The organism is Mycobacterium gordonae (assembly GCF_017086405.1).
In the GTDB taxonomy this organism is placed as follows: domain Bacteria; phylum Actinomycetota; class Actinomycetes; order Mycobacteriales; family Mycobacteriaceae; genus Mycobacterium; species Mycobacterium gordonae_D.
Map to the genome: position 1 here is coordinate 1,410,171 of NZ_CP070973.1, position 20,993 is coordinate 1,431,163.

Below are 20,993 nucleotides of genomic sequence, written 5' to 3' on the forward strand. Positions count from 1 at the left end.
AAGATAATGGTGATTGCGGCCGCAGTGTGAGCCTTTTTCCGAACTCTTTGAGATATTGACTTTCGCGGGCGACGCTCCCAAACGGTGGCAGCCGACGTAGGGTCGCCCCTCAGCCCATTTCGGTGCTCGGTTGGCTCCAGCCCATTTCGGTGCTCGGTTGGCTCCGGAGCCGCGGACAAGCCACAAAGTTGCCGCTTTTTGCGCGGCGAGCTCGGCAATCGACCCGGCGCCTCCGCACCGACAATTCAGGCGATTTCTCTGCCGCCGGTAATCAATGAGTCTTTCGACCGCCTACGCCCGTGCGATCGCAATCCCGCCGGCGTCCGTGGCCGTGACCGGGGTGGTGACTGGGGTGGTCGCGATGGCGCCGCCGAGTTGGGCGGCGGCGTCGGTGAGGGGGGTGGTGGCGATGGCGCCGCCGAGTTGGGCGGCGGCGTCGGTGAGGGTGAGGGGGGTGGTGGCGATGGCGCCGCCGAGTTGGGCGGCGGCGTCGGTGAGGGTGAGGGGGGTGGTGGCGATGGCGCCGCCGAGTTGGGCGGCGGCGTCGGTGAGGGTGAGGGGGGTGGTGGCGATGGCGCCGCCGAGTTGGGCGGCGGCGTCGGTGAGGGTGAGGGGGGTGGTGGCGATGGCGCCGCCGAGTTGGGCGGCGGCGTCGGTGAGGGTGAGGGGGGTGGTGGCGATGGCGCCGCCGAGTTGGGCGGCGGCGTCGGTGAGGGTGAGGGGGGTGGTGGCGATGGCGCCGCCGAGTTGGGCGGCGGCGTCGGTGAGGGTGAGGGGGGTGGTGGCGATGGCGCCGCCGAGTTGGGCGGCGGCGTCGGTGAGGGTGAGGGGGGTGGTGGCGATGGCGCCGCCGAGTTGTTCGATGGCCTGGGTGAGCAGCCCGGGGCTGACGGCGATCGCCGACAGATCGCTGGCGGCCTGGGTCAGCAACGCCGGGTTGGCCGCGACGGCGGATAGGTCGCGGGCGGCCTGGGTGAGCAGGACGGGGTTGGCCGCGACAGCGGACAGCTGGCTGGCGGCCTGGGTGAGCAGGACGGGGTTGGCTGCGACGGCGGACAGCTGGCTGGCGGCCTGGGTGAGCAGCGCCGGGTCGGCGACTCTGGCTATCACCGCTGGGTTGGCCGCGACGGCGGACAGCTGGGCGGCGGCCTGGGTGAGCACGGCGGGGTTGGCCGCGACGGCGGACAGCTGGGCGGCGGCCTGGGTGAGCACGGCGGGGTTGGCCGCGACCGCGGACAGCTGGGCAGCAGCCTGGGTGAGCAGCGCCGGGTTGGCGATCGGGGCCAGCGCTGCGGGGTTGGCTACCACCGCCGACAGTCGCGATGCCGCCTGAGTGATCAACGCCGGGTCGGCGGTGACCGCGGCAAGCACTGTCGGGGCTGCCGCTACGGCCGACAGCTGCGCTGCCGCCTCCCTTAGTGCTGCTGGGTTGACCGCAACAGCCGACAGTTGCGATGCCGCCTGGGTGAGCAGCGCCGGGTTGCCTGCTACCGCCGAAAGCTGTGCTGCGGCCTGGGTGATTACTGCCGGCCCGGTGGTCAGCCTGCTGGCCACCTGCGTCAACCGCCCCATCGCCGTGGCCAACGGCGTATCGAGGGAGGCGACAACCCGAATCCCGCTAGCGAGCCTGCTCGAGATCATTGCGGCGATCAGACCGTATTCGACCGCTGTGGCGGCCGGTGCCGGCGGCAAGGCCGTGGCTCCTGCTCCGGTTGCTCCCGCGACCTGGCCGCAGAGGCCGGAGAGAGCGTTCTGCCAGGGCGCCAGCTGTTGGGCAATCGCGGCGACGCCGCTGTGGTAGCCGATCATCGCGGCGATGTCGGTGGCCCACATTTCTTCGTATTCGCCGTCGGTGGCTGCGATCGCCGGCGCGTTGAAACCAAAGATGTTGGTCATGACCAGTGACACAAAGCGGTCCCGGTTCATCGCGATCAAGGCGGGGTGGACAACGGCGGCCCGGGCAGCTTCAAAGACGGTCGCTACCGATTCGGCGCTGGCAGCCGCACCGCTTGCCTGGGTGGCTGCCAAGCCGAGCCATTGCCCGTACTCCTGGGCAACAGCGGCCATGGCGGTCGCCGCCTGGCTCTGCCAAGAAAAGCTCAAATTAGAAGTCAGGTTCGAGAATGATTCGGCAGCCGTACCCAACTCCTCGGACAACGCCGCCCAGGCCCCGGAGGCCTCCAACATAGGTCCCGATCCCGGGCCAGAGAAAATCTGCTGGGAAATGACCTCCGGAATGTTGGAGAAGAAACTCATCGCAAACAGCCCTTCCTAGCCGGGTAGCACCTGCTGCACGCCGCCTTTCTGTGCGGGCCGCTGTCAGTAGACGCTCGTCTGTTCGAGAGGAGCGCCGGGCACGACCCGATTACACGGAAATCACGGCACTAAAAACATAATGGCGCGCGCGGCGAATGTCAGCCCCCTATTGCAGTCAATCCGTCCGCATATTCGAACCACATTCGAAGTATTGGAAACTTGGCGGTTGCCGCGACCGCCGCCGACGGCGGCTGCGAACCGCTTTGGGGTCGTCCAGACGCCCTCGTAATTGAATTCAACTGTGCTCCGGTGGCGCCCGGCGGTGGCCCAAGGCATGCAATAATCGTGCGGCGGATTGCATCGGCAGGCGGGGGCGACATCATCACCGAGAGCGAAGCGTCACACGTTGCTGCTCTCGAGAAGACGCTCGAGGACGCCGCCTTCGGAGGCCGATCGGGTGACTGGCCGCTGCCGACAGCGACCACACCGCGGCAGTTGTGGCTGCGTGCCGTCGCCGCCGGAGGCCAGGGTCGCTACGGCATTGCGTATGCCGACCTCGCCACGCTGCGCCGGCAGATCAGTACCGGTTCGCTGGCTTCGCTGGCGCACAGCACGCACGGCTCGTTCCTACGTCAACTGGGTTGGCACACCCTGGCACGCCGTTGGGACGGGCGGGCTTTCGCGCTGGCGGGCGAGGATCCCGAAGCCCGGGTTGACGCACTGGTAGGTCTGGCGGCCGACGCGCTGGGTGTCGGGCGCTTTGCCGCCGCGGCGACGCTGTTGACGCGCGCGGACGCCGCGTTGGGCGAGGCGACCCTTCCGGGGTGACGGCCGACCGGCTCGCGGTACGGAGGGGTTGGGTCGGCGCCGAGTTGGCGATGGCCTCCGGCGACGGCTCGACCGCGGTGCGCCGTGCGGCAGAAGCGGTCGAAAAGGCGCAGACCATGACCGGCGGATCCGCGCGCCACCGGGTCAAGAGCGATGTGGTGCTCGCCGCCGCCCTGTGCAGCGCCGGGGACGTCGAGCGGGCCCGAGCCGTCGCGGAACGAGCACTTCAGGCGGCCGAACCGCTGGGACTGACACCGCTGCGGTGGGCGTTGGCTTGCTTGCTGATCGATACCGGAAGCGTCACGGTTCCGCCACAGGGGCTGCCCGAACTCGCCGAAATTCGGGATATTTGCGCAGGTGAAGTACAACGCGCCGGTGGGACCTGGCGCACCGCCTGAAATCCTGTCCGCCCGTTATTGTCGCTCAACGAGTTAGCCCGGGATGTGTCCCGCCCGTGACTTTGGAGAAACCACCGTCGATGACAATGCAGGGAGAACGTCTCGACGCTGTGGTTGTGGAGGCCGCGGCAGGGGACCGGAATGCGCTTCGGGAGGTGCTGGAGACCATCCGTCCGATCGTCGTCCGATACTGCCGAGCGCGCGTCGGCACCGTCGAACGGGGCGGATTGTCTGCAGATGACGTGGCTCAGGAGGTGTGCTTGGCGACCATCACGGCGTTGCCGCGCTACCGGGACCGAGGGCGCCCGTTCCTGGCCTTCCTCTATGGCATCGCGGCACACAAAGTGGCCGACGCCCACCGCGCCGCCGGTCGCGATCTGGCGTATCCCGCCGAAGAAGTGCCCGAGCGGCGGTCGTCGGATGCGGGGCCGGAACAGCGCGCCATCGAGGCTGACTCGGTGACCCGGATGAACGAACTGCTGGAGATCTTGCCGGCCAAACAACGCGAGATCCTGATCCTGCGCGTGGTGGTGGGTCTGAGTGCCGAGGAGACCGCGGCGGCCGTCGGCAGTACCACAGGAGCGGTCCGGGTGGCGCAACACCGCGCACTCCAGCGCTTGAGAGACGAGATCGTCGCGGCAGGTGAATATGCGTAGCTCTGATTTCGGTAACGATCAGCCGGCCTTCGACCAGGTTGCTCACACGGACCTGCTGCTCGACGCGCTGGCGGCACGCACCGAGGTGGCACTCGGCGATCGGGGCGGGTTCGAAGACGAGGCGCTGACGGCGTTGTTGGGCGAGTGGCGCGACGATCTGCGCTGGCCTCCGGCGAGTGCATTGGTATCACAGGAGGAGGCCGAACACGCGCTGCTCGAAGGGATGATGGACCGCAACCGGGGCCGGCGCGGTCTGGCCGCGGTCGGATCGGTGGCTGCAACTCTGCTGGTGCTCAGCGGATTCGGTGCGGTCGTGGGCGACGCCCGGCCGGGCGACCTGTTGTACGGCCTGCACGCCATGATGTTCAACGAGCCGCGGGTCAGCGACGATCAGATCGTGTTGTCCGCCAAGGCCGATCTGGCCAAGGTAGAGCAGATGATCGCTCAGGGCCAGTGGGACCAGGCGCAGACCCAGCTGGCCGAGGTCAGCAGCACCTTGCAGGCCGTCAACGACGGCGGTCGCCGGCAGGGTCTGCTCGACGAGGTGAACCAGCTCAACACCAAAGTGGAACAGCGCGATCCCAACGCGACGGTGCGGCCCGCCGCGCCGCCCACCACGGAGTTGGCGGTGCCCAGCGTGCCGGCGAGTTCCCCGGGGCCGCAGCCGCTGGCACCTGCCACCGAGCCGCCACCTTCTGTCGGGGTCGAAGAGTCGACTACTCCGCAGACACCGGAACCGGTCGATTCGACCCCTTCCAGCCCGACGCTGACCCCCACCACCACGCCACCCGGCACCTCGCCGCCGCCGTCGACCAGTACCACCAAACCACCGACGTCGGCCACCACACCGTCGTCCTCACCGACGACCACCACGCCGACGACCAAGGGCAAGCCCAGATCGAGTACGACGGCAGCGCCCACGTCACCGGCGGCCCGACCCGGCTCACCGGTGCCGTCGACACCGTCGGGGGAATTGTGGGACAGGACGTCCGGACCGGCCGGGCCACCGGCGCCGAGAACACCGTTCCCGACCAGCACGCAGCCTTAATCGCCGCGCTTAACTTAGAGGTGGCGGCGGAACCCGTCGGCGTCTGACGTCGCTTCGTTGAGCGAGGCGTCGGCGTACCCGCGGCAGTAGTCCCACGTCACATACGCGTCCGGCTCGGGGTCGTAGGCCGGCTCGTGCGGCCGCACCGTGCCGTCGATGAGCAACTGCAGCAGATTCGCGCGCAGCATGTCCCAGTCGTGGTAGTGGTCCTGCTGGCACTCGTCGCAGCAGACCACCAGGCCGCGAATCCCGCGGTGCGCCAACAGCGCCTCGTATACCGCCAGGTCAGCGAGATCTGCCTCGACGGCCATCCGTTCCTGTTGATCCAGCGGCTGCCCCGGTTCGACGGCCTCCAAAGCCGCCGACGGGTCACAGGGGTCGTCGGCGAAGGGATCGGGCGGCAAACCCGGCGGGAGGTGGTCACGCACCCCCATAGCCTACGCAGGCCGGTAGTGATAACGCCAGAAATTGCCGAGGTGCGCCTCGCGCCAGCCCGATGACACGCGAAGTCGCGGGTCGGGCTGTCCGCCAATGCCGATAGGATGATCTTTCTTACCCCAGCCTGCATTTGGAGGGCCCCGCCGATGTCCCGTGGCATGTCCGGCCTCGAAGACAGCTCCGACCTGGTCGGCAGCCCGTACGTGCACGTGGGTGGCCTGACCGAGGACCCGGTGCCCACCGGAGGTGACGACCCCCACAAGATCGCCATGTTGGGCCTGACCTTCGATGACGTCCTGTTGCTGCCCGCCGCATCCGACGTGGTGCCGGCCACCGCAAACACCTCCAGTCAGCTCACCAAGCGGGTGCGTCTCAAGGTGCCGCTGGTCAGTTCGGCAATGGACACCGTCACCGAATCCCGGATGGCGATCGCGATGGCCCGCGCCGGCGGCATGGGCGTGCTGCACCGCAACCTGCCCGTCGCCGAGCAGGCCGGCCAGGTGGAGATGGTGAAGCGTTCGGAGGCCGGCATGGTCACCGACCCGGTCACCTGCCGCCCGGACAACACGCTGGCTCAGGTCGACGCGTTGTGCGCGCGGTTCCGGATCTCCGGCCTTCCGGTGGTCGACGACGACGGCGCGCTGGTCGGCATCATCACCAACCGCGACATGCGGTTCGAAGTCGACCAGAACCGGCAGGTCGCCGAGGTGATGACCAAGTCGCCGCTGATCACCGCGCAGGAGGGCGTCAGCGCGTCAGCAGCGCTGGGTCTGTTGCGGCGCAACAAGATTGAAAAACTGCCTATCGTGGACGGCCACGGCCGGCTGACCGGGCTTATCACCGTCAAGGACTTCGTCAAGACCGAACAGCACCCGCTGGCCACCAAGGACAGCGACGGCCGGTTGCTGGTGGGTGCGGCCGTCGGCGTCGGCGGCGACGCCTGGGTGCGGGCGATGATGCTGGTCGACGCCGGGGTGGATGTGGTGGTGGTCGACACCGCGCACGCGCACAACCGCCTGGTGCTGGACATGGTGAACAAGCTCAAGCTGGAAGTCGGCGACCGCGTCGACGTGGTGGGCGGCAACGTCGCGACCCGCTCGGCCGCGGCGGCTCTGGTCGACGCCGGCGCCGACGCGGTGAAGGTGGGCGTCGGCCCCGGTTCGATCTGCACCACCCGGGTGGTCGCCGGTGTCGGCGCACCGCAGATCACGGCGATCTTGGAAGCGGTGGCGGCCTGTCGTCCCCATGGCGTGCCGGTGATCGCCGACGGTGGGCTGCAGTACTCCGGCGACATCGCCAAAGCGCTGGCCGCGGGCGCCTCGGCGGCCATGCTCGGTTCGTTGCTGGCCGGTACCGCTGAGGCGCCCGGCGAGCTGATCTTCGTCAACGGCAAGCAGTACAAGAGCTACCGGGGCATGGGTTCGGTGGGCGCCATGGCGGGACGGGTTGGTTCTGGAGGCGGAGGGAAGTCCTACTCCAAGGACCGCTACTTCGCCGACGATGCGCTCTCCGAGGACAAGCTGGTACCCGAGGGCATCGAGGGGCGGGTGCCCTTCCGTGGCCCGCTCGGTTCGGTGATCCACCAGTTGACCGGCGGTCTGCGAGCCGCGATGGGATACACCGGCTCGCCCACCATCGAGGTGCTGCAGCAGGCTCAGTTCGTCCGGATCACACCCGCGGGACTCAAGGAAAGCCATCCTCACGACGTCGCCATGACCGTCGAAGCGCCGAATTACTACGCACGTTGACGGCGACCATGGTGGAGATCGGCATGGGCCGCAGCGCCCGTCGTACCTATGAACTCAGCGAGATCAACATCGTGCCGTCGCGGCGCACCCGGTCCTCACAGGATGTCTCGACGGCGTGGCAGCTGGACGCCTACCGGTTCGAGATCCCGCTGCTGGCCCATCCGACCGACGCCCTGGTGTCCCCGGAGTTCGCGATCGAGTTCGGCCGGCTCGGCGGGCTGGCGGTGCTCAACGGCGAGGGGCTGATCGGCCGGCACGCCGACGTACAGGCCAAGATTGCCCAACTGATCGAGGCCGCAACCAAGGAGCCCGAACCGTCGGCGGCTATCCGGCTGCTGCAGGAGTTGCACGCGGCCCCGCTCAACCCCGACCTGCTCGGCGCGGCGGTGGCCCGCATCCGCGAGGCCGGGGTCACCACCGCGGTGCGACTCAGCCCGCAGAACGCTCAGGCGCTCACCCCCGTGCTGGTGCAGGCCGGCGTGGATCTGCTGGTCATCCAGGGCACCATCGTCTCGGCCGAACGGGTCGCCAGCGACGGCGAGCCGCTGAATCTGAAGACGTTCATCTCGGAGCTGGACATCCCGGTCGTCGCCGGCGGGGTGCAGGATCACCGCACCGCCCTGCACCTGATGCGCACCGGCGCGGCCGGCGTCATCGTCGGCTATGGCTCCACCCGTGGCGTGACCACGACCGACGAGGTACTGGGCATCAGCGTGGCGATGGCCACCGCGATCGCCGATGCCGCCGCGGCGCGGCGCGAGTACCTGGACGAGACCGGCGGTCGCTACGTGCACGTGCTGGCCGACGGTGACATCCACACCTCTGGCGAGTTGGCCAAGGCCATCGCCTGCGGCGCCGACGCGGTGATGCTGGGCACGCCGCTGGCCGAGTCGGCCGAGGCGCTAGGCGAAGGCTGGTTTTGGCCGTCGGCCGCCGCGCACCCGTCGTTGCCGCGGGGCGCGCTGCTGCAGATCGCCGTCGGGGAGCGCCCGCCGTTGCAGCGCGTTCTCAACGGTCCCTCCGACGACCCGTTCGGCACTTTGAACCTGGTTGGCGGTCTGCGCCGGTCGATGGCCAAAGCCGGTTACTGCGACCTCAAGGAATTCCAGAAGGTGGGTCTGACGGTCGCCAGCTGAGGGCCCGGGACACCCCTTGACGCGTCCAATGTAAAGCGGGTCATACTGCTCCGATGAAACCGGACTTTGACGTCTTGATTATCGGTTCAGGCTTCGGGGGCAGCGTCAGCGCGCTGCGTCTGACGGAAAAGGGTTATCGGGTCGGAGTGCTCGAGGCCGGCCGCCGGTTCTCCGACGCGGACTTCGCCAAGACCTCGTGGAACCTGCGCAAGTTCCTCTGGGCGCCCAAACTGGGCTGCTACGGGATCCAGCGCATCCATCCGCTCAAGAACGTCATGATCCTGGCCGGGGCAGGCGTGGGCGGTGGCTCGCTGAACTACGCGAACACGCTGTACATCCCGCCGGACCCGTTCTTCAACGATCAGCAGTGGAAGCACATCACCGACTGGCGTGACGAGTTGATGCCGCACTACCAGCAGGCGCAGCGGATGTTGGGGGTGGTCTACAACCCGACCTTCACCGATGCCGACCGCATCTTCAAAGAGGTCGCCGACGAGATGGGCTGCGGCGACACCTGGGTGCCCACCCCGGTCGGAGTGTTCTTCGGCCCCGACGGCACCCAAACGCCGGGCGAGACGGTGCCCGACCCCTATTTCGGCGGCGCGGGTCCCGCGCGCACCGGCTGCATGGAATGCGGCTGCTGCATGACCGGCTGCCGGCACGGCGCCAAGAATACGCTGTTGAAGAACTATCTTGCGCTTGCGGAATCCGCTGGCGCACAAGTGATTCCGATGACCACGGCGAAGGGGTTCGAGCAGCGGCCGGACGGCCTGTGGGAGGTCAAGACCGTCCGCACCGGCAGTTGGGTGCGCCGCGACCGGCGCACCTACACCGCATCGCACCTGCTGCTGGCCGCCGGCACTTGGGGAACCCAGCATCTGCTGTTCAACATGCGGGACAAAGGTAAGCTGCCGCGGTTGTCCGACAGGCTAGGCGTGTTGACCCGCACCAACTCCGAATCCATCGTCGGCGCAGCGACGTTGAAGGTGGATCCCAATCTGGACCTCACCCACGGCGTGGCGATCACGTCGTCGATCCACCCCACCAGCGACACCCACGTCGAGCCGGTCCGCTACGGCAAGGGTTCCAACGCGATGGGTCTGCTGCAGACCCTGATGACCGACGGGGCCGGACCGCAGGGCACCGACGTGCCGCGCTGGCGACAGCTGCTGGACCAGACCCGGGCGAACCCCAGGCTGATGCTGCGCATGCTCTACCCCAGGCAGTGGAGTGAGCGCACCACGATCGCGCTCGTGATGCAGCACCTGGACAACTCGATCACCACCTTCACCAAGCGCGGCAAGCTCGGGATCCGCTGGTTCTCCAGCAAGCAGGGCCACGGCGAGCCGAACCCGAGCTGGATCCCGGTCGGCAACGAGGTGACCCGGCGCATTGCGGAGAAGATCGACGGCGTGGCGGGCGGCACCTGGGGCGAGCTGTTCAACATCCCGCTGACCGCACACTTCCTCGGCGGCGCGGCGATCGGTGACAGCCCGTCCAACGGGGTTATCGACCCCTACCAACGCGTCTACGGCTACCCGACACTGTTCGTCGTCGACGGGGCCGCTATCTCGGCCAACCTCGGCGTTAACCCCTCGTTGTCTATCGCCGCGCAGGCCGAGCGGGCGGCGTCGCTCTGGCCCAACAAGGGCCAGAACGACGAACGCCCGCTGCAGGGGGATGCCTACCGGAGGCTGGACCCGATCGCGCCGGAGAATCCGGTGGTGCCCGCGGACGCGCCGGGTGCGCTGCGGTGGCTGCCCATCGATCCGGTCAGCAAGACCGGCTGACTCAACTGACGAGCGCCAGTGGCGCCCCGCTGATGACGCGGCTGCGCTGCCCGTACACATCGACGGGCAAGTCGCCCATCAGGGTGATCCGGTTCATCAGCCGGTACTGGTCGTCGTAGTCGTCGACGGCACGGTGCTGGGTGGCCCGGTTATCCCAGATGGCCACGTCGCCAGACTCCCAGTTCCAACGAATAGTGTTCTCCGGCACGGTGATCCGGTTCTGCAGCAGTTCGAACAGGGCGCTGGATTCACGGCTGTCCAGGCCGACGAAGCTGCGCACGAAGTCGCCGGCCACCAGGGTCCGTTCCCCGGTTTCGGGGTGTACCCGCACCACGGGGTGTTCGGTCTGGAAGTCGGTCATCTCGAACGCCTGCCGGAACGCGCGCTGCAGGTCGGTCATCTGCTCGGTCTTGACGTAGTCGTAGCGGTTGGTGTGCACCGCCCACAGGTTGTCGACCAGACACTTCAGCGGCTCAGGCAGTTCTTCGTACGCGGTCGCGGTGTTGGCCCATAGGGTCGAACCGCCGTAGGTGGGCAGGGTGACCGCGCGCAGGATCGATGCCGCGGGGTAGTTGGCCGCGAACGTGACGTCGGTGTGCCAGCGGTTGGCCTTGCCGAGCTCGGAATTGATCGGGGTGATGACCGGGGCGTCCGGGGCCAACGCGGTGGCCGCCGGATGGCCGATCGGAGTGCCGAGCAGCGCCGCGAATGCGAGTTGCTGCTGGTCGTCGAGGTGATGCTGGTTGCGGAAGAAGATCACCTTGTGGGCCAGCAGCGCCGCGCGGATCTCATCCACCGCTTCGGGGGCGAGGTCGCCGCCCAGCCGAACGCCACTGATCTCCGCGCCGATGCGGCTGCCCAGCTTGCGCACTGATGTCAGGTTTGTCATCGCTGTTCCTTTACGGAAGAGGGGTGTAGTCAGTTGACTACTTGTCGCTGAGTGTAGTCAACTGACTACGCAACGGCAAGGGGAGTGCCGCTGATCACCCGACTGCGCTCCCCGCGGGCATTGACCGGCACATCGCCGAGCAGGGTGACCCGGTGCATCAGGCGATGCTGGTCGTCGTAGTCGTCGACGGCGCGGTGCTGGGTGGCGCGGTTGTCCCAGATGGCCACGTCGCCGGGCTCCCAACTCCAGCGAATCGTGTTCTCCGGTTGGGTAATTCGACGCTGCAGCAACTCGAATAGCACGTCGGAGTCGTGCGGGTCCAGCCCGACGAAGCTGCGGACGAAGTTGCCGGCCAGCAGGGTGCGTTCACCGGTTTCCGGGTGCACCCGCAGCACCGGATGCTCGGTGCGGAAGTCGGGCTGCTGGAACCCGGTCACCATCGCCCGTTGGGCGTTGCTCAACGATTGCAAGTCGGATTCGCTGATCGTGTAGTCGAACTTGTTGGTGTGCAGCCCCCACAGGTTTTCGACCAGGTGGGCCAGCGGTTCGGGCAGGGCCGCATAGGCCGTGGCGGTGTTGGCCCACAACGTCGTCCCGCCGTAGTCGGGCAGGGTGATCGCGCGCAGGATCGAGGCCGCCGGCGGGTTGGCGGCGAACGTCATGTCGGTGTGCCAGGCCGTCGCCTTGCCCCATTCGGAATTGATCGGCGTGATGATTGGGCCCTTCGCGCCGAAAGCTGAGGCGGCCGGGTGGCCGACCGGGGTACCGAGCAGTTCGGCGAAAGCGAGTTGCCCGTCGTCATCGAGGTGCTGCTGACCGCGGAAGAAGATCACCTTGTGGGCCAGCAGCGCCTGGTGAATCTCGTCGACCGTGCCCTGGTTTAGATCACCGCCCAGGTGCACTCCGTCGACGCGGGCGCCGATCCGGCTGCTCAGCTTGGTGACGGTAACCGCATGTGTCATGTTCGATGTTCCCTTTTCGACGCAGCCTGGTGTAGTCAGTTGACTACCACGTTAACGTAGACACGTGACTACACGGGCGACAAGCGTTTCGCGCGGCGCGATTCCCACCGGCCGGGAAGAGGTGGCGGCCGCGGTGCTGGAGGCCGCCGCCGATCTGTTCGCCGAGCGGGGACCCGCCGCGACCTCGATCCGCGACATCGCCTCTCGGTCAAAGGTGAACCACGGCTTGGTGTTTCGTCACTTCGGCGCCAAGGAGCAACTGGTCGGTGCGGTGCTCGACCACCTGAGTGCGGCCACCATCGCGGCGCGGCAGCGCGGCGCTCCGGAGGCAGAACTGGAGCAGGCGGTAGAGCGGCACATGCGGGTGATCGCCCGCACGCTGCTGGACGGCTACCCGGTCGGGCAGCTGCAGACGCAGTTTCCCGGCATGGCCCAGCTGCTCGAGGTGGTTCGCCCGCAGTTTCCCGATGATCGCAGCGCGCGGCTGGCGGTAGCCAATGCCGCTGCGCTGCAATTCGGCTGGCGGTTGTTCGAGCCGTTTCTGCGGGCGTCGACCGGGCTGGACGACCTGCCCGACGCCGAGCTACGGGACTCCGTGATTGCCGAGTTGGCCCGCATGGTCAAACCGCACTGAGCCGGCGGCCCACCGAGAACCGCGCTGCCTGCGGCGCAAGAATTCCGCAGGGATTTCCCAAAGATCCGGCGAGCGCTGCACCCGATCCTGTGCACATGACAACGAAGGCATCAAAGCAGTTGGGGCTCGCCGGCGCGCTGTTCGCGCTGGCCACCGCATCAGTAATTGCATTTCCCGCCGCGGCGCAAGCGAATCCGGGCAGCGGCGCCGGCCGGATGTACGGCGACCCCGCGGCGGCAGCACCGTTCTGGCGCCGCCAGCACGACAACATGGCCTGCGCAGAGGTCGCGGTGGCCGACGTGGTCGGTGAGATCACCGGCAACCAGCCCACCGAGGACGAGGTCAAGGCGGTGGCTGCGAACACCCCGAACTCGGCGGGGACCGGACCGATCTTCAACGGCAACGGCACCGATCCGTGGGACGTAGCGGTTCTGCTGGGGCACTACGGTATTCCGGCCGTCAGGGGCCAGTTCACCATCGGGACGCTGGCCCCGGAGTTGGGTGCGGGCCGCAAAGTGCTGGCCGCGGTCAACGGCCCGATTCTGTGGAATCAGGGTGGCGACCGTACCCACGAAAACCACTTCGTCGTCGTCACCGGCATCGACACCGGCGCAAATGTGGTCCACCTCAACGACCCCGGCGTCGACAACGGCCGCGACGAGGTGGTTCCTTTCGCGGTCTTCGAAGCGTCGTGGGCCACCGGCGCCCACTTTGCCGTCATAGCCAAGTGACGGGTAGGCGTCAGCCCTGGCTCATCCGTATCAACGATCGCCGGTGAATCGGCTCGCGACCCGGCGGCTGCACCGGCGGGGGGAGTAGCGCCTCTCGGGTGCGCACCGCGATGGTCGACGGCTCCTCCGTGCTCAAGGTGACCTCCTCGCCGGCGTGCTGGATGGTCAGCTCGCCTTCGGGGCCGTCGCGCAACGTGTAGATCACGTTCTCGTGGTCGGCGTCCACCGTCAGGCGAAAACCACGCCAGCGCAACCGGAATCGCAGCCGGGAGATGCCGTCGGGCAGCTGCGGGTCGATCGACAGGACGCCCTCGTCGTCGCGGAGTCCACCGAAACCGGCGACCAGCGCGGTCCACGCCCCGGCCAGCGAGGCCATGTGCAGGCCGTCGCGGGTGTTGCGGTGCAGGTCCCGGAGGTCGATGAGTGCGGCCTCGTAGGCGTAGTCGTGGGCCAGCTCGAGGTGGCCGACCTCGGCGCACATCACCGCCTGGGTGCAGGCCGACAACGACGAGTCGCGAACCGTTCGCCGCTCGTAATAGTCGACGTTGCGGGCCTTCTGTTCGGGTGTGAACTCGTGGCTCTGCCACTGCATGGCCAGTACCAGGTCGGCCTGCTTGATGACCTGGGCGGGGTAGAGCCGAACGTAGGCCTCATGCATCAGCAGCGGGTAGGTGGCGTTGGTCTGGAAATCCCACTCGGCGAAGGTGGTGAACCCTTCGCACTGTTGGTGGACGCCCAGTTCCTCGTCGTAGGGGATGTGGGCCGCGTTGGCCGCGTCCCGCCAGGCGGCCATCTCCTCGGTGGTGACCCCGAGGGCACCGGCCTTGTCGGGATGACGCTTGGCGGCCTCGGCGGCGATGCGCAGGTTGTTGGCCGCCATCAAGTTAGTGAAGACGTTGTCCCGGACGATCGCGGTGTATTCGTCCGGGCCGGTGACCCCGTCCAGATGCCAGACGCCGTGCCGGTCATGGTGTCCCAGCGACATCCACAGCCGGGCGGTCTCGATCAGCACCGGCAGCCCGCATTCCTCTTCCAGGGAATCGTCGCCGGTGACGACCCGGTAGCGCTCGAAGGCCATCGCGATATCGGCGTTGATGTGCCAGCCGGCCGTGCCGGCTGGCCAGTATGCCGAGCACTCCTGACCACGGATGGTGCGCCACGGGAAAGCCGCGCCGTCCAGGCCCAGCTCAGCCGCCCGCTCCTTGGCCAGATCCAGCGTCGAAGCGCGCCAGCGCAGGGCGTCGGCGACCGCGTGCGGCACCGTGTAGGTGAGCACCGGCAGCACGAATCCCTCGGTGTCCCAGAAGGCGTGGCCGTCGTAGCCGGTCCCGGTGAGGCCCTTGCTGGGAATGGCCCGGCGCTCGGCGCGGGCACTGGCCTGCAGCAGGTGGAACATCCCGAACCGCACCGCCTGCTGGCTTTCGGGATCTCCCTCCACTTCCACGTCGGCCGCGTCCCAGAACAGGTCGAGGTAAGCGCGCTGCCCGTCGAGCAGGCCCTGCCAGCCGCTGTAGCGGGCGCTGGACAGCGCCGCGGCGGCCTGGTCCCGCAGCCCCGGACGCGACCGCAGGCTGGACCAGCCGTAGGCCAGGTACTTGACGATGCGCAATTTCTGCCCGGGTCGCAGACCGCAGATCACCGTGGTGCGGGCCAGGTCGGCGCGGACGTCGGTGCTGATCTCGCAGCGGCCCGGTACCTCGACCTCATGATCCATCGCGGCGGCCATCATTAGCGCGCTGCTCCGTGTCCGGTGCATGAGAAGTGCTCTGCCCTCGGTGATTTCGTGATCGACGGCCTCCAGCGGATTCTCCAGGATGGCCGAGACCCGGGGGTCGTCGGAGGTCTGCGGCTGGTCCTCGTTGGTGACCAGTTCGGACTGCACAGTGACGCGGGAGAAGTCGTCGATGGCTTCGACCACGTACTCGATGGCCGCGACGCTGCGGTGCAACAACGACACCAGCCGGGTGGAGGTGACCTTGACCTGCTTGCCGGTGGGGGAGCGCCAGTGCGCGCAGCGGGTCAACGTTCCGGCACGCAGATCGAGAATGCGTTCGTGGTCCAGCAATTCGCCGTAGCGGACGTCGAACGGCTCGTCGTCGACCATTAACCGGATGATCTTCCCGTTGGTTACGTCGACGACGGTCTGACCGGCTTCGGGGTAGCCGTAGCCGGCTTCGGCGTAGGGCAGCGGGCGGATCTCGTAGAACGAGTTCAGATAGGTCCCGGGTAGTCCGTAGGGTTCGCCCTCGTCGAGGTTGCCGCGTAATCCGATGTGCCCGTTGGACAATGCAAACAACGACTCCGACTGGGCCAGCAGGTTCAGATTGAGTCGGGTCTCGCGGATCTGCCACGGCTCAACCGGAAACGCTTCCTCAGAAATCATGTCGTTGTTTCTCCGCCATCGTCGTTGAGCAGTTCGGCTAGATCGGTCACCACCACGTCGGCACCGTTGTCGCGCAGTTCACCGGCTTGACCGACCCGGTCGACACCCACCACGAGTCCGAAGTTACCGGCCCGGCCGGCCTGCACCCCGGAGATTGCGTCCTCGAACACCGCGGCGGCCCCCGGCTCGACGTCCAGCAGCTGTGCCCCGCGCAGGTACGAGTCCGGGGCCGGCTTGCCGGCGATGTTCTCCTCGCGCAACGTCACCCCGTCCACCCGCTGCTGGACGAATTGGTCCAACCCGGTGATCTCCAGCACGTCGCGGGTATTGGCGCTCGACGACACGACCGCGATCTTGAGCCCCGCCGCCTCGACCGCCTCCAGATAGCGACGCGACCCGTCGAACACCTCAATGCCTTCTTTGTGCAGAACCGCTTGGAAGGCATCGTTTTTCCGGGTGCCCAGGCCGTACACGGTGTCCGTGTCGGGTGGATCGTCGGGGCCGCCGTCGGGCAGGTCGATGCCTCGGCTCTGCAGGAATGACCGGACGCCGTCTTCGCGCTTCTTGCCGTCGACGTACCGGCGGTAGTCGGTGGCCGGATCGAACGGGACGAATTCTTCGCCCGTCCGCTCGGCGCGCTGCTTGAGGAACGAGTCGAACATCTCCTTCCATGCCTTGGTGTGGACGCTCGCGGTGTCGGTGAGCACACCGTCGAGGTCGAACAGGCAGGCGTGCACTTCCTCTGGCAGGCCGAGCGCGGATACCACTGGCAAAACCCGCTTCCATGTAGTTGGCGATGTAGTGGGCAACACCCCTGAACATGCCCGGTGCGGTGCCGGCGGCAAACTATGAATCTACCAAGCCGTGTTTGCGGGCCACTTCCTCAAAACTGCTCCGCACCGCGAGGATCTGCTGGGCATTCAGTGCTGGAGTTATGTGCAATAGCTTCTCGGTAATTGTCTGGCGGAATTCTTCGGGCGAAAGCACGTCGAAATATTCGTCGCCGGCCACTGACGGATCGTCGTCAACGGGCGTGGAGACGTTCGACAAACGTACTTCCCGGGCGAATTTCCCTCGATTTCCCTCGTCAATCTCAAAAGACACCTGGGCCCCGCGGACCGCGCGGTTCTTCTCGATCTCTAGGTCGTTGACGTGCAGGAACACATCTTCACCACCGATATCGGGTGTGATGAACCCATAACCTCGCACACCGTCGAACCGCACAATTCTGCCCGTGACCCGCACCCGTTTAGCCCCTGCTCGCTCCGTCGTCTACTCCGGCGATCATACCGCCGGACACCGATCGGACGAGGCTGGGTCGATTCGAAGCAAGCGGGCCGAAATTGGCGTCAACTGAGCTGCTGCGGCGTCAGGTTCCGGCCACGGTCAGCGACTGCAACGGCGAGCGGTCAAAGTGGACATCGTTTCGCCGGAGGCCGTCGGCGCGGCTGTGCCTGCGCGCCGAACCCTCTACAGGAGGCCGGTGAAATCGGCCACGATCGACTTGGCCGCACTGTAGTAGGCGTAGGCGAGGAAGAAGCTCAGGAAGGTGAGCAATCCGGTGTCCGCGGCGATCGGATATCCGATCGCGTTGATGATGCCCGCCGGATCCCCCTCGACGGCTTGCCCGATGCCGTCCAGGAACAGGTTCACGTCGTAGGACGGCAGTGAAACGGCGATAGCGGTCAGGGTGTCCAAGGTCGGCAGCAGCGTCGAGTAGGCCGAGGCCGCGGCACTCGTGGCGGCGGTGGTGATGTCGGTGTTGGCAGTCTGCAGGCCATGGATGACGCTGTCGACCGTTGGCGGCGCGAACCCCGGCAAACTCACCTGCGGGAATCCTGTGGCGGGCATGCCCGGTAGCGACGGTGGGTGCCAGAGGCGGAGATCGGCGGAGGCATCGTTAGTGCCTTGCTGGGTTCCGCTGACCAGGGCGTTGACGACTCGCGCCGGGCTGACATCCGGAAACAGCCCGAACGGGGTGGGGACGTTGGCCGGGCTGGTCGAATAGCCGTAGTCGGGGTCGCCGTAGCCGAGGTTGACGATCACCTTCAAGTCGGGCTGGATCAGATCGGCGATCGTGTTGCCCAGAAACGACGTTCGTAACGGCTCGAGCAGCGGCAGGTTCTGGGTCGGAATCACGTAGTAGGTCGTCATCGTCGGTCCCTCGGTGGGCAACTCGACGGCGGTAGCCAGCTGCGCCGGAGTGAGGGTCGGATACAGCGGGTGCACGTAGAGCGCGCCAAGCATGGCGTTGGCGTCGGCGACGATGTTGAGAGGGTATCGGGGAAAGTCGGCGAAGCCGTCGTATTCGATGGTGTACACGACGGTCGGATAGTCATTGGCCGGCGTGGACCCCGGAAATGACTTGCCCATGCTCGGCAGGGTCAGCCCGTCGAAGCGGGAATACAAACCTCCGTTGGGATTCATCGGGTTTCCGACCAGCGAGAAGCTCACCGCATCGCTCGGCACGCCGGCGGCTTTGAGCTTCGCCATCTCCAATGACGCAATCCCGGCTCCCTGTGAAAACCCCTGAACGACAACATGATTCCCGGATGTCAACTGGGAGTGGATCGCGTTGTCCAGAATCGTCAGGCCTTGCGCCCAGGACGCGTCCTCGGTCAGGGTCTTGATGCCGGTGATCCAGTACGACTGTGCCGGTGTCAGCAGCGCCTGGGCATTGGCAACGGTGAAGGCTGGGAAATTGGGCGTGACGTAGTTGGCCAGCGCGTTGTTCACGTAACTCTGTGACGGCAGCGGGAATCCGCTGCCGCCGATCACCAGGGTGACGTCGGACGCCGCCGCCGATGCGGCCGGGGCCGCCGCGGCCGTCACACTGGTCGCCGGGGCGGCGCCTGGCGACCGGGTGAGCAGCGTCTGCCACGGTGTGAGCTGGGCGATCACGGCCGAAGCGCTGGCGTAGTAGTCCGCCATGGCGGCCACGTCCTGAGCCCACATCTGCTCGTACGCGGCCTCGGTGGCAGCGATCGCCGGTGCGTTGAATCCCAGGATGTTCGACTTCACCAGCGAAACCAACTGACTCCGGTTGCCCACGAGTGTCTGCAGTGGCACCGTGGCGGCCAGTGTCGCGTCGAAGGCCGCCGCCGCGGCTGACGCTTGACGGGCGGCTTGCGCGGCGGCCGTCGCCGCGTCCCTCAACCAGCACGAGTACGAGAACGCCAATTCGGCCATGGCTGTCGCCGAAGGTCCCTGCCATGCCGCTTCCGTCAGATTCGACACCACCGAGGAGAACTCATTCGCCGTGGCCAACAGGTCTTCGCCCAAACCGTCCCATGCCGTTGCCGCAGCCCGCAGGGACCCGGCTCCCGGCCCGTGCGCGATGCGCGCAGAAGTGACCTCCGGCGGCGACACCCAAAAATCCATCACAACGCACCTACCCATCGAAAACTGTCAACTAGAGTGGACGAATGAACGGACTATAGAAGCGGTTGTGAATTTCGTCAACTATGGTTGACAAACGCTTGACCGGCCAGATGGCTAAACTCGGTGCCCGTGGAATCAGCCTCGCCGCGGCCCGTGTTGGTGGTCGATTTCGGTGCTCAGTACGCCCAGTTGATCGCCCGCCGGATCCGCGAGGCGCGGGTGTTCTCGGAGGTGATCCCGCACACCACGTCGGTCGAGGAGATCCGGGCCCGTGAGCCGCGGGCACTGGTGCTGTCGGGAGGCCCGGCCAGCGTCTACACCGACGGCGCGCCGCAACTTGATCCGGCCCTGTTCGACCTGGGGTTGCCGGTGTTCGGCATCTGCTACGGATTCCAGGCGATGGCCCAGGCGCTCGGCGGCACCGTCGCGCACACCGGCACCAGCGAGTACGGCCGGACCGAATTGAAAGTCATTGGTGGCGAACTTCATTCGGGGCTGCCGGGAGTGCAGCCGGTGTGGATGAGCCACGGCGACGCGGTCACCGCGGCACCGGAGGGCTTCGAGGTGGTGGCCAGCAGTGCGGGGGCGGCGGTGGCCGCATTCGAAGCCCGCGAACGTGGTCTGGCCGGCGTGCAGTACCACCCGGAGGTCATGCACACCCCGCACGGACAGCAGGTGCTCAGCCGGTTTCTGCACGAATTCGCCGGGATCGGCGCGGAGTGGACGCCGGCCAACATCGCCAACGCGCTGATCGAGCAGGTGCGCGAGCAGATCGGCGACGGGCAGGCTATTTGCGGCTTGTCCGGCGGGGTGGATTCGGCGGTAGCCGCAGCGCTGGTGCAGCGCGCCATCGGCGATAGGTTGACCTGCGTCTTCGTCGACCATGGTCTGTTGCGTGCCGGTGAGCGCGCGCAGGTGGAGCGCGATTTCGTCGCCGCAACCGGAGCCAATCTGGTCACCGTCGACGCCGCGCAGACGTTCCTCGAGGCGCTCTCGGGCGTCAGCAATCCCGAGGGCAAGCGCAAGATCATCGGCCGGCAGTTCATCCGGGCGTTCGAGGGCGCGGTGCGAGATGTGTTGCACGGCAGCGAAGTTGACTTCCTGGTTCAGGGGACGTTGTATCCGGATGTGGTGGAGTCCGGCGGCGGCAGTGGCACCGCCAACATCAAGAGCCACCACAACGTCGGCGGCCTTCCCGACGACCTGAAGTTCAAACTCGTCGAGCCGCTGCGACTGTTGTTCAAAGACGAGGTGCGCGCGGTCGGCCGGGAGTTGGGCCTGCCGGAGGAAATCGTTGCGCGCCAGCCCTTTCCGGGGCCCGGGCTGGGCATCAGAATCGTCGGAGAGGTCACCGCCGCTCGGTTGGACACGCTACGGCGCGCGGACTTGATCGCACGCGAAGAGCTGACCTCGGCGGGCCTGGACAACCAGATCTGGCAATGCCCGGTGGTGTTACTGGCCGACGTCCGTTCGGTGGGCGTGCAGGGGGATGGACGTACCTACGGGCACCCGATCGTATTGCGGCCGGTGTCCAGCGAGGACGCCATGACCGCCGACTGGACCCGGGTGCCCTACGAGGTGCTAGAGCGCATCTCGACCCGCATCACCAACGAGGTCCGCGAGGTCAACCGGGTGGTGCTGGACGTCACCAGCAAACCCCCCGGAACCATCGAGTGGGAGTGACTCTGATCGGCCCCGAACGCCGCTGACCCGGG

At 67.1% G+C, this 20,993-nt stretch carries 16 protein-coding genes and 1 pseudogene; 9 read left to right on the forward strand and 8 right to left on the reverse strand.

Features of this window, described 5'->3' with window-relative positions; translation table 11 throughout:
• Nucleotides 1-291: 291 nt before the first annotated feature.
• A complete protein-coding gene (locus JX552_RS33185) occupies nucleotides 292-2,256 on the reverse strand; it encodes a PPE family protein (protein WP_205876563.1) in 1,965 nt (654 codons plus the stop codon).
• Nucleotides 2,257-2,637: 381 nt separating this feature from the next.
• Here JX552_RS33185 and JX552_RS06255 point away from each other — a divergent pair.
• The 3 genes and pseudogenes from JX552_RS06255 (at nucleotide 2,638) to JX552_RS06265 (ending at nucleotide 5,186) form a co-directional block, all read left to right on the forward strand.
• Nucleotides 2,638-3,482: pseudogene (locus tag JX552_RS06255) on the forward strand (hypothetical protein).
• A gap of 80 nt (nucleotides 3,483-3,562) precedes the next feature.
• Entirely contained in the window at nucleotides 3,563-4,138 is a 576-nt protein-coding gene (gene sigD, locus JX552_RS06260) for an ECF RNA polymerase sigma factor SigD (RefSeq protein WP_055579203.1), read from the forward strand.
• Complete coding sequence (locus tag JX552_RS06265) at nucleotides 4,131-5,186, forward strand: anti-sigma-D factor RsdA (RefSeq protein ID WP_205876564.1); 1,056 nt, start codon at nucleotides 4,131-4,133, stop codon at nucleotides 5,184-5,186. The genes sigD and JX552_RS06265 overlap by 8 nt, the downstream gene beginning before the upstream one ends.
• A 14-nt stretch (nucleotides 5,187-5,200) precedes the next feature.
• Here JX552_RS06265 and JX552_RS06270 read toward each other — a convergent pair whose 3' ends face one another.
• Nucleotides 5,201-5,614 carry a DUF5319 domain-containing protein gene (locus JX552_RS06270; protein ID WP_065135424.1) on the reverse strand — a complete coding sequence of 138 codons (414 nt, stop codon included), beginning with the start codon at nucleotides 5,612-5,614 and terminating at the stop codon, nucleotides 5,201-5,203.
• 156 nt (nucleotides 5,615-5,770) lie between these two features.
• Between JX552_RS06270 and guaB the strand changes: the two genes are divergently transcribed.
• The 3 genes from guaB to JX552_RS06285 are packed head-to-tail and all read left to right on the forward strand — an operon-like array spanning nucleotide 5,771 to nucleotide 10,298.
• Nucleotides 5,771-7,372: an IMP dehydrogenase gene (guaB, locus tag JX552_RS06275; RefSeq protein ID WP_205876565.1), complete on the forward strand. Its 1,602-nt coding sequence runs from the start codon at nucleotides 5,771-5,773 to the stop codon at nucleotides 7,370-7,372.
• An 8-nt stretch (nucleotides 7,373-7,380) separates the two neighbouring features.
• Nucleotides 7,381-8,508 carry a GuaB3 family IMP dehydrogenase-related protein gene (locus tag JX552_RS06280; RefSeq protein WP_205878273.1) on the forward strand — a complete coding sequence of 376 codons (1,128 nt, stop codon included), beginning with the start codon at nucleotides 7,381-7,383 and terminating at the stop codon, nucleotides 8,506-8,508.
• Nucleotides 8,509-8,561: 53 nt separating this feature from the next.
• A complete protein-coding gene (locus tag JX552_RS06285) occupies nucleotides 8,562-10,298 on the forward strand; it encodes a GMC oxidoreductase (RefSeq protein WP_205876566.1) in 1,737 nt (578 codons plus the stop codon).
• A gap of 1 nt (nucleotide 10,299) precedes the next feature.
• On the opposite strand, the gene JX552_RS06290 is transcribed toward JX552_RS06285, so the two are convergent.
• Together JX552_RS06290 and JX552_RS06295 are read right to left on the reverse strand one after the other, a co-directional pair.
• Complete coding sequence (locus tag JX552_RS06290; protein WP_205876567.1) at nucleotides 10,300-11,187, reverse strand: TauD/TfdA dioxygenase family protein; 888 nt, start codon at nucleotides 11,185-11,187, stop codon at nucleotides 10,300-10,302.
• Nucleotides 11,188-11,252: 65 nt separating this feature from the next.
• Entirely contained in the window at nucleotides 11,253-12,149 is an 897-nt protein-coding gene (locus tag JX552_RS06295; RefSeq protein WP_205876568.1) for a TauD/TfdA dioxygenase family protein, read from the reverse strand.
• Nucleotides 12,150-12,213: 64 nt separating this feature from the next.
• Between JX552_RS06295 and JX552_RS06300 the strand changes: the two genes are divergently transcribed.
• Nucleotides 12,214-12,783: a TetR/AcrR family transcriptional regulator gene (locus JX552_RS06300; protein ID WP_205876569.1), complete on the forward strand. Its 570-nt coding sequence runs from the start codon at nucleotides 12,214-12,216 to the stop codon at nucleotides 12,781-12,783.
• 95 nt (nucleotides 12,784-12,878) lie between these two features.
• Nucleotides 12,879-13,514 (forward strand): C39 family peptidase, encoded by a 636-nt coding sequence (locus JX552_RS06305; RefSeq protein ID WP_205876570.1) that lies wholly within the window; start codon nucleotides 12,879-12,881, stop codon nucleotides 13,512-13,514.
• Nucleotides 13,515-13,524: 10 nt separating this feature from the next.
• On the opposite strand, the gene JX552_RS06310 is transcribed toward JX552_RS06305, so the two are convergent.
• The 4 genes from JX552_RS06310 to JX552_RS06325 all read right to left on the reverse strand — a co-directional run bounded on the left by JX552_RS06310 (nucleotide 13,525) and on the right by JX552_RS06325 (nucleotide 19,278).
• Nucleotides 13,525-15,897, reverse strand: a complete 2,373-nt coding sequence (locus tag JX552_RS06310; RefSeq protein ID WP_205876571.1) for a glycoside hydrolase family 65 protein — start codon at nucleotides 15,895-15,897, stop codon at nucleotides 13,525-13,527.
• Nucleotides 15,894-16,664 (reverse strand): beta-phosphoglucomutase family hydrolase, encoded by a 771-nt coding sequence (locus tag JX552_RS06315; protein ID WP_205878274.1) that lies wholly within the window; start codon nucleotides 16,662-16,664, stop codon nucleotides 15,894-15,896. The genes JX552_RS06310 and JX552_RS06315 overlap by 4 nt, the downstream gene beginning before the upstream one ends.
• A gap of 79 nt (nucleotides 16,665-16,743) precedes the next feature.
• Nucleotides 16,744-17,142: a cold-shock protein gene (locus JX552_RS06320; protein WP_205876572.1), complete on the reverse strand. Its 399-nt coding sequence runs from the start codon at nucleotides 17,140-17,142 to the stop codon at nucleotides 16,744-16,746.
• A gap of 225 nt (nucleotides 17,143-17,367) precedes the next feature.
• Nucleotides 17,368-19,278, reverse strand: coding sequence for a PPE family protein (locus JX552_RS06325; RefSeq protein ID WP_205876573.1), 1,911 nt, complete (start codon nucleotides 19,276-19,278; stop codon nucleotides 17,368-17,370).
• Between the two features lie 129 nt (nucleotides 19,279-19,407).
• Between JX552_RS06325 and guaA the strand changes: the two genes are divergently transcribed.
• The gene (gene guaA / locus JX552_RS06330) at nucleotides 19,408-20,961 is read left to right on the forward strand and encodes a glutamine-hydrolyzing GMP synthase (RefSeq protein ID WP_431195925.1); all 1,554 of its coding nucleotides are present in this window, start codon (nucleotides 19,408-19,410) and stop codon (nucleotides 20,959-20,961) included.
• Nucleotides 20,962-20,993: the final 32 nt, after the last annotated feature.

Bases quoted from the DNA above. Each gene is read 5' to 3' on its own strand.
- JX552_RS33185 (WP_205876563.1), bottom strand. From the start codon at position 2,256: ATGAGTTTCTTCTCCAACATTCCGGAGGTCATTTCCCAGCAGATTTTC.
- sigD (WP_055579203.1), top strand. From the start codon at position 3,563: ATGACAATGCAGGGAGAACGTCTCGACGCTGTGGTTGTGGAGGCCGCG.
- JX552_RS06265 (WP_205876564.1), top strand. From the start codon at position 4,131: ATGCGTAGCTCTGATTTCGGTAACGATCAGCCGGCCTTCGACCAGGTT.
- guaB (WP_205876565.1), top strand. From the start codon at position 5,771: ATGTCCCGTGGCATGTCCGGCCTCGAAGACAGCTCCGACCTGGTCGGC.
- JX552_RS06280 (WP_205878273.1), top strand. From the start codon at position 7,381: ATGGTGGAGATCGGCATGGGCCGCAGCGCCCGTCGTACCTATGAACTC.
- JX552_RS06285 (WP_205876566.1), top strand. From the start codon at position 8,562: ATGAAACCGGACTTTGACGTCTTGATTATCGGTTCAGGCTTCGGGGGC.
- JX552_RS06290 (WP_205876567.1), bottom strand. From the start codon at position 11,187: ATGACAAACCTGACATCAGTGCGCAAGCTGGGCAGCCGCATCGGCGCG.
- JX552_RS06295 (WP_205876568.1), bottom strand. From the start codon at position 12,149: ATGACACATGCGGTTACCGTCACCAAGCTGAGCAGCCGGATCGGCGCC.
- JX552_RS06305 (WP_205876570.1), top strand. From the start codon at position 12,879: ATGACAACGAAGGCATCAAAGCAGTTGGGGCTCGCCGGCGCGCTGTTC.
- JX552_RS06310 (WP_205876571.1), bottom strand. From the start codon at position 15,897: ATGATTTCTGAGGAAGCGTTTCCGGTTGAGCCGTGGCAGATCCGCGAG.
- JX552_RS06325 (WP_205876573.1), bottom strand. From the start codon at position 19,278: ATGGATTTTTGGGTGTCGCCGCCGGAGGTCACTTCTGCGCGCATCGCG.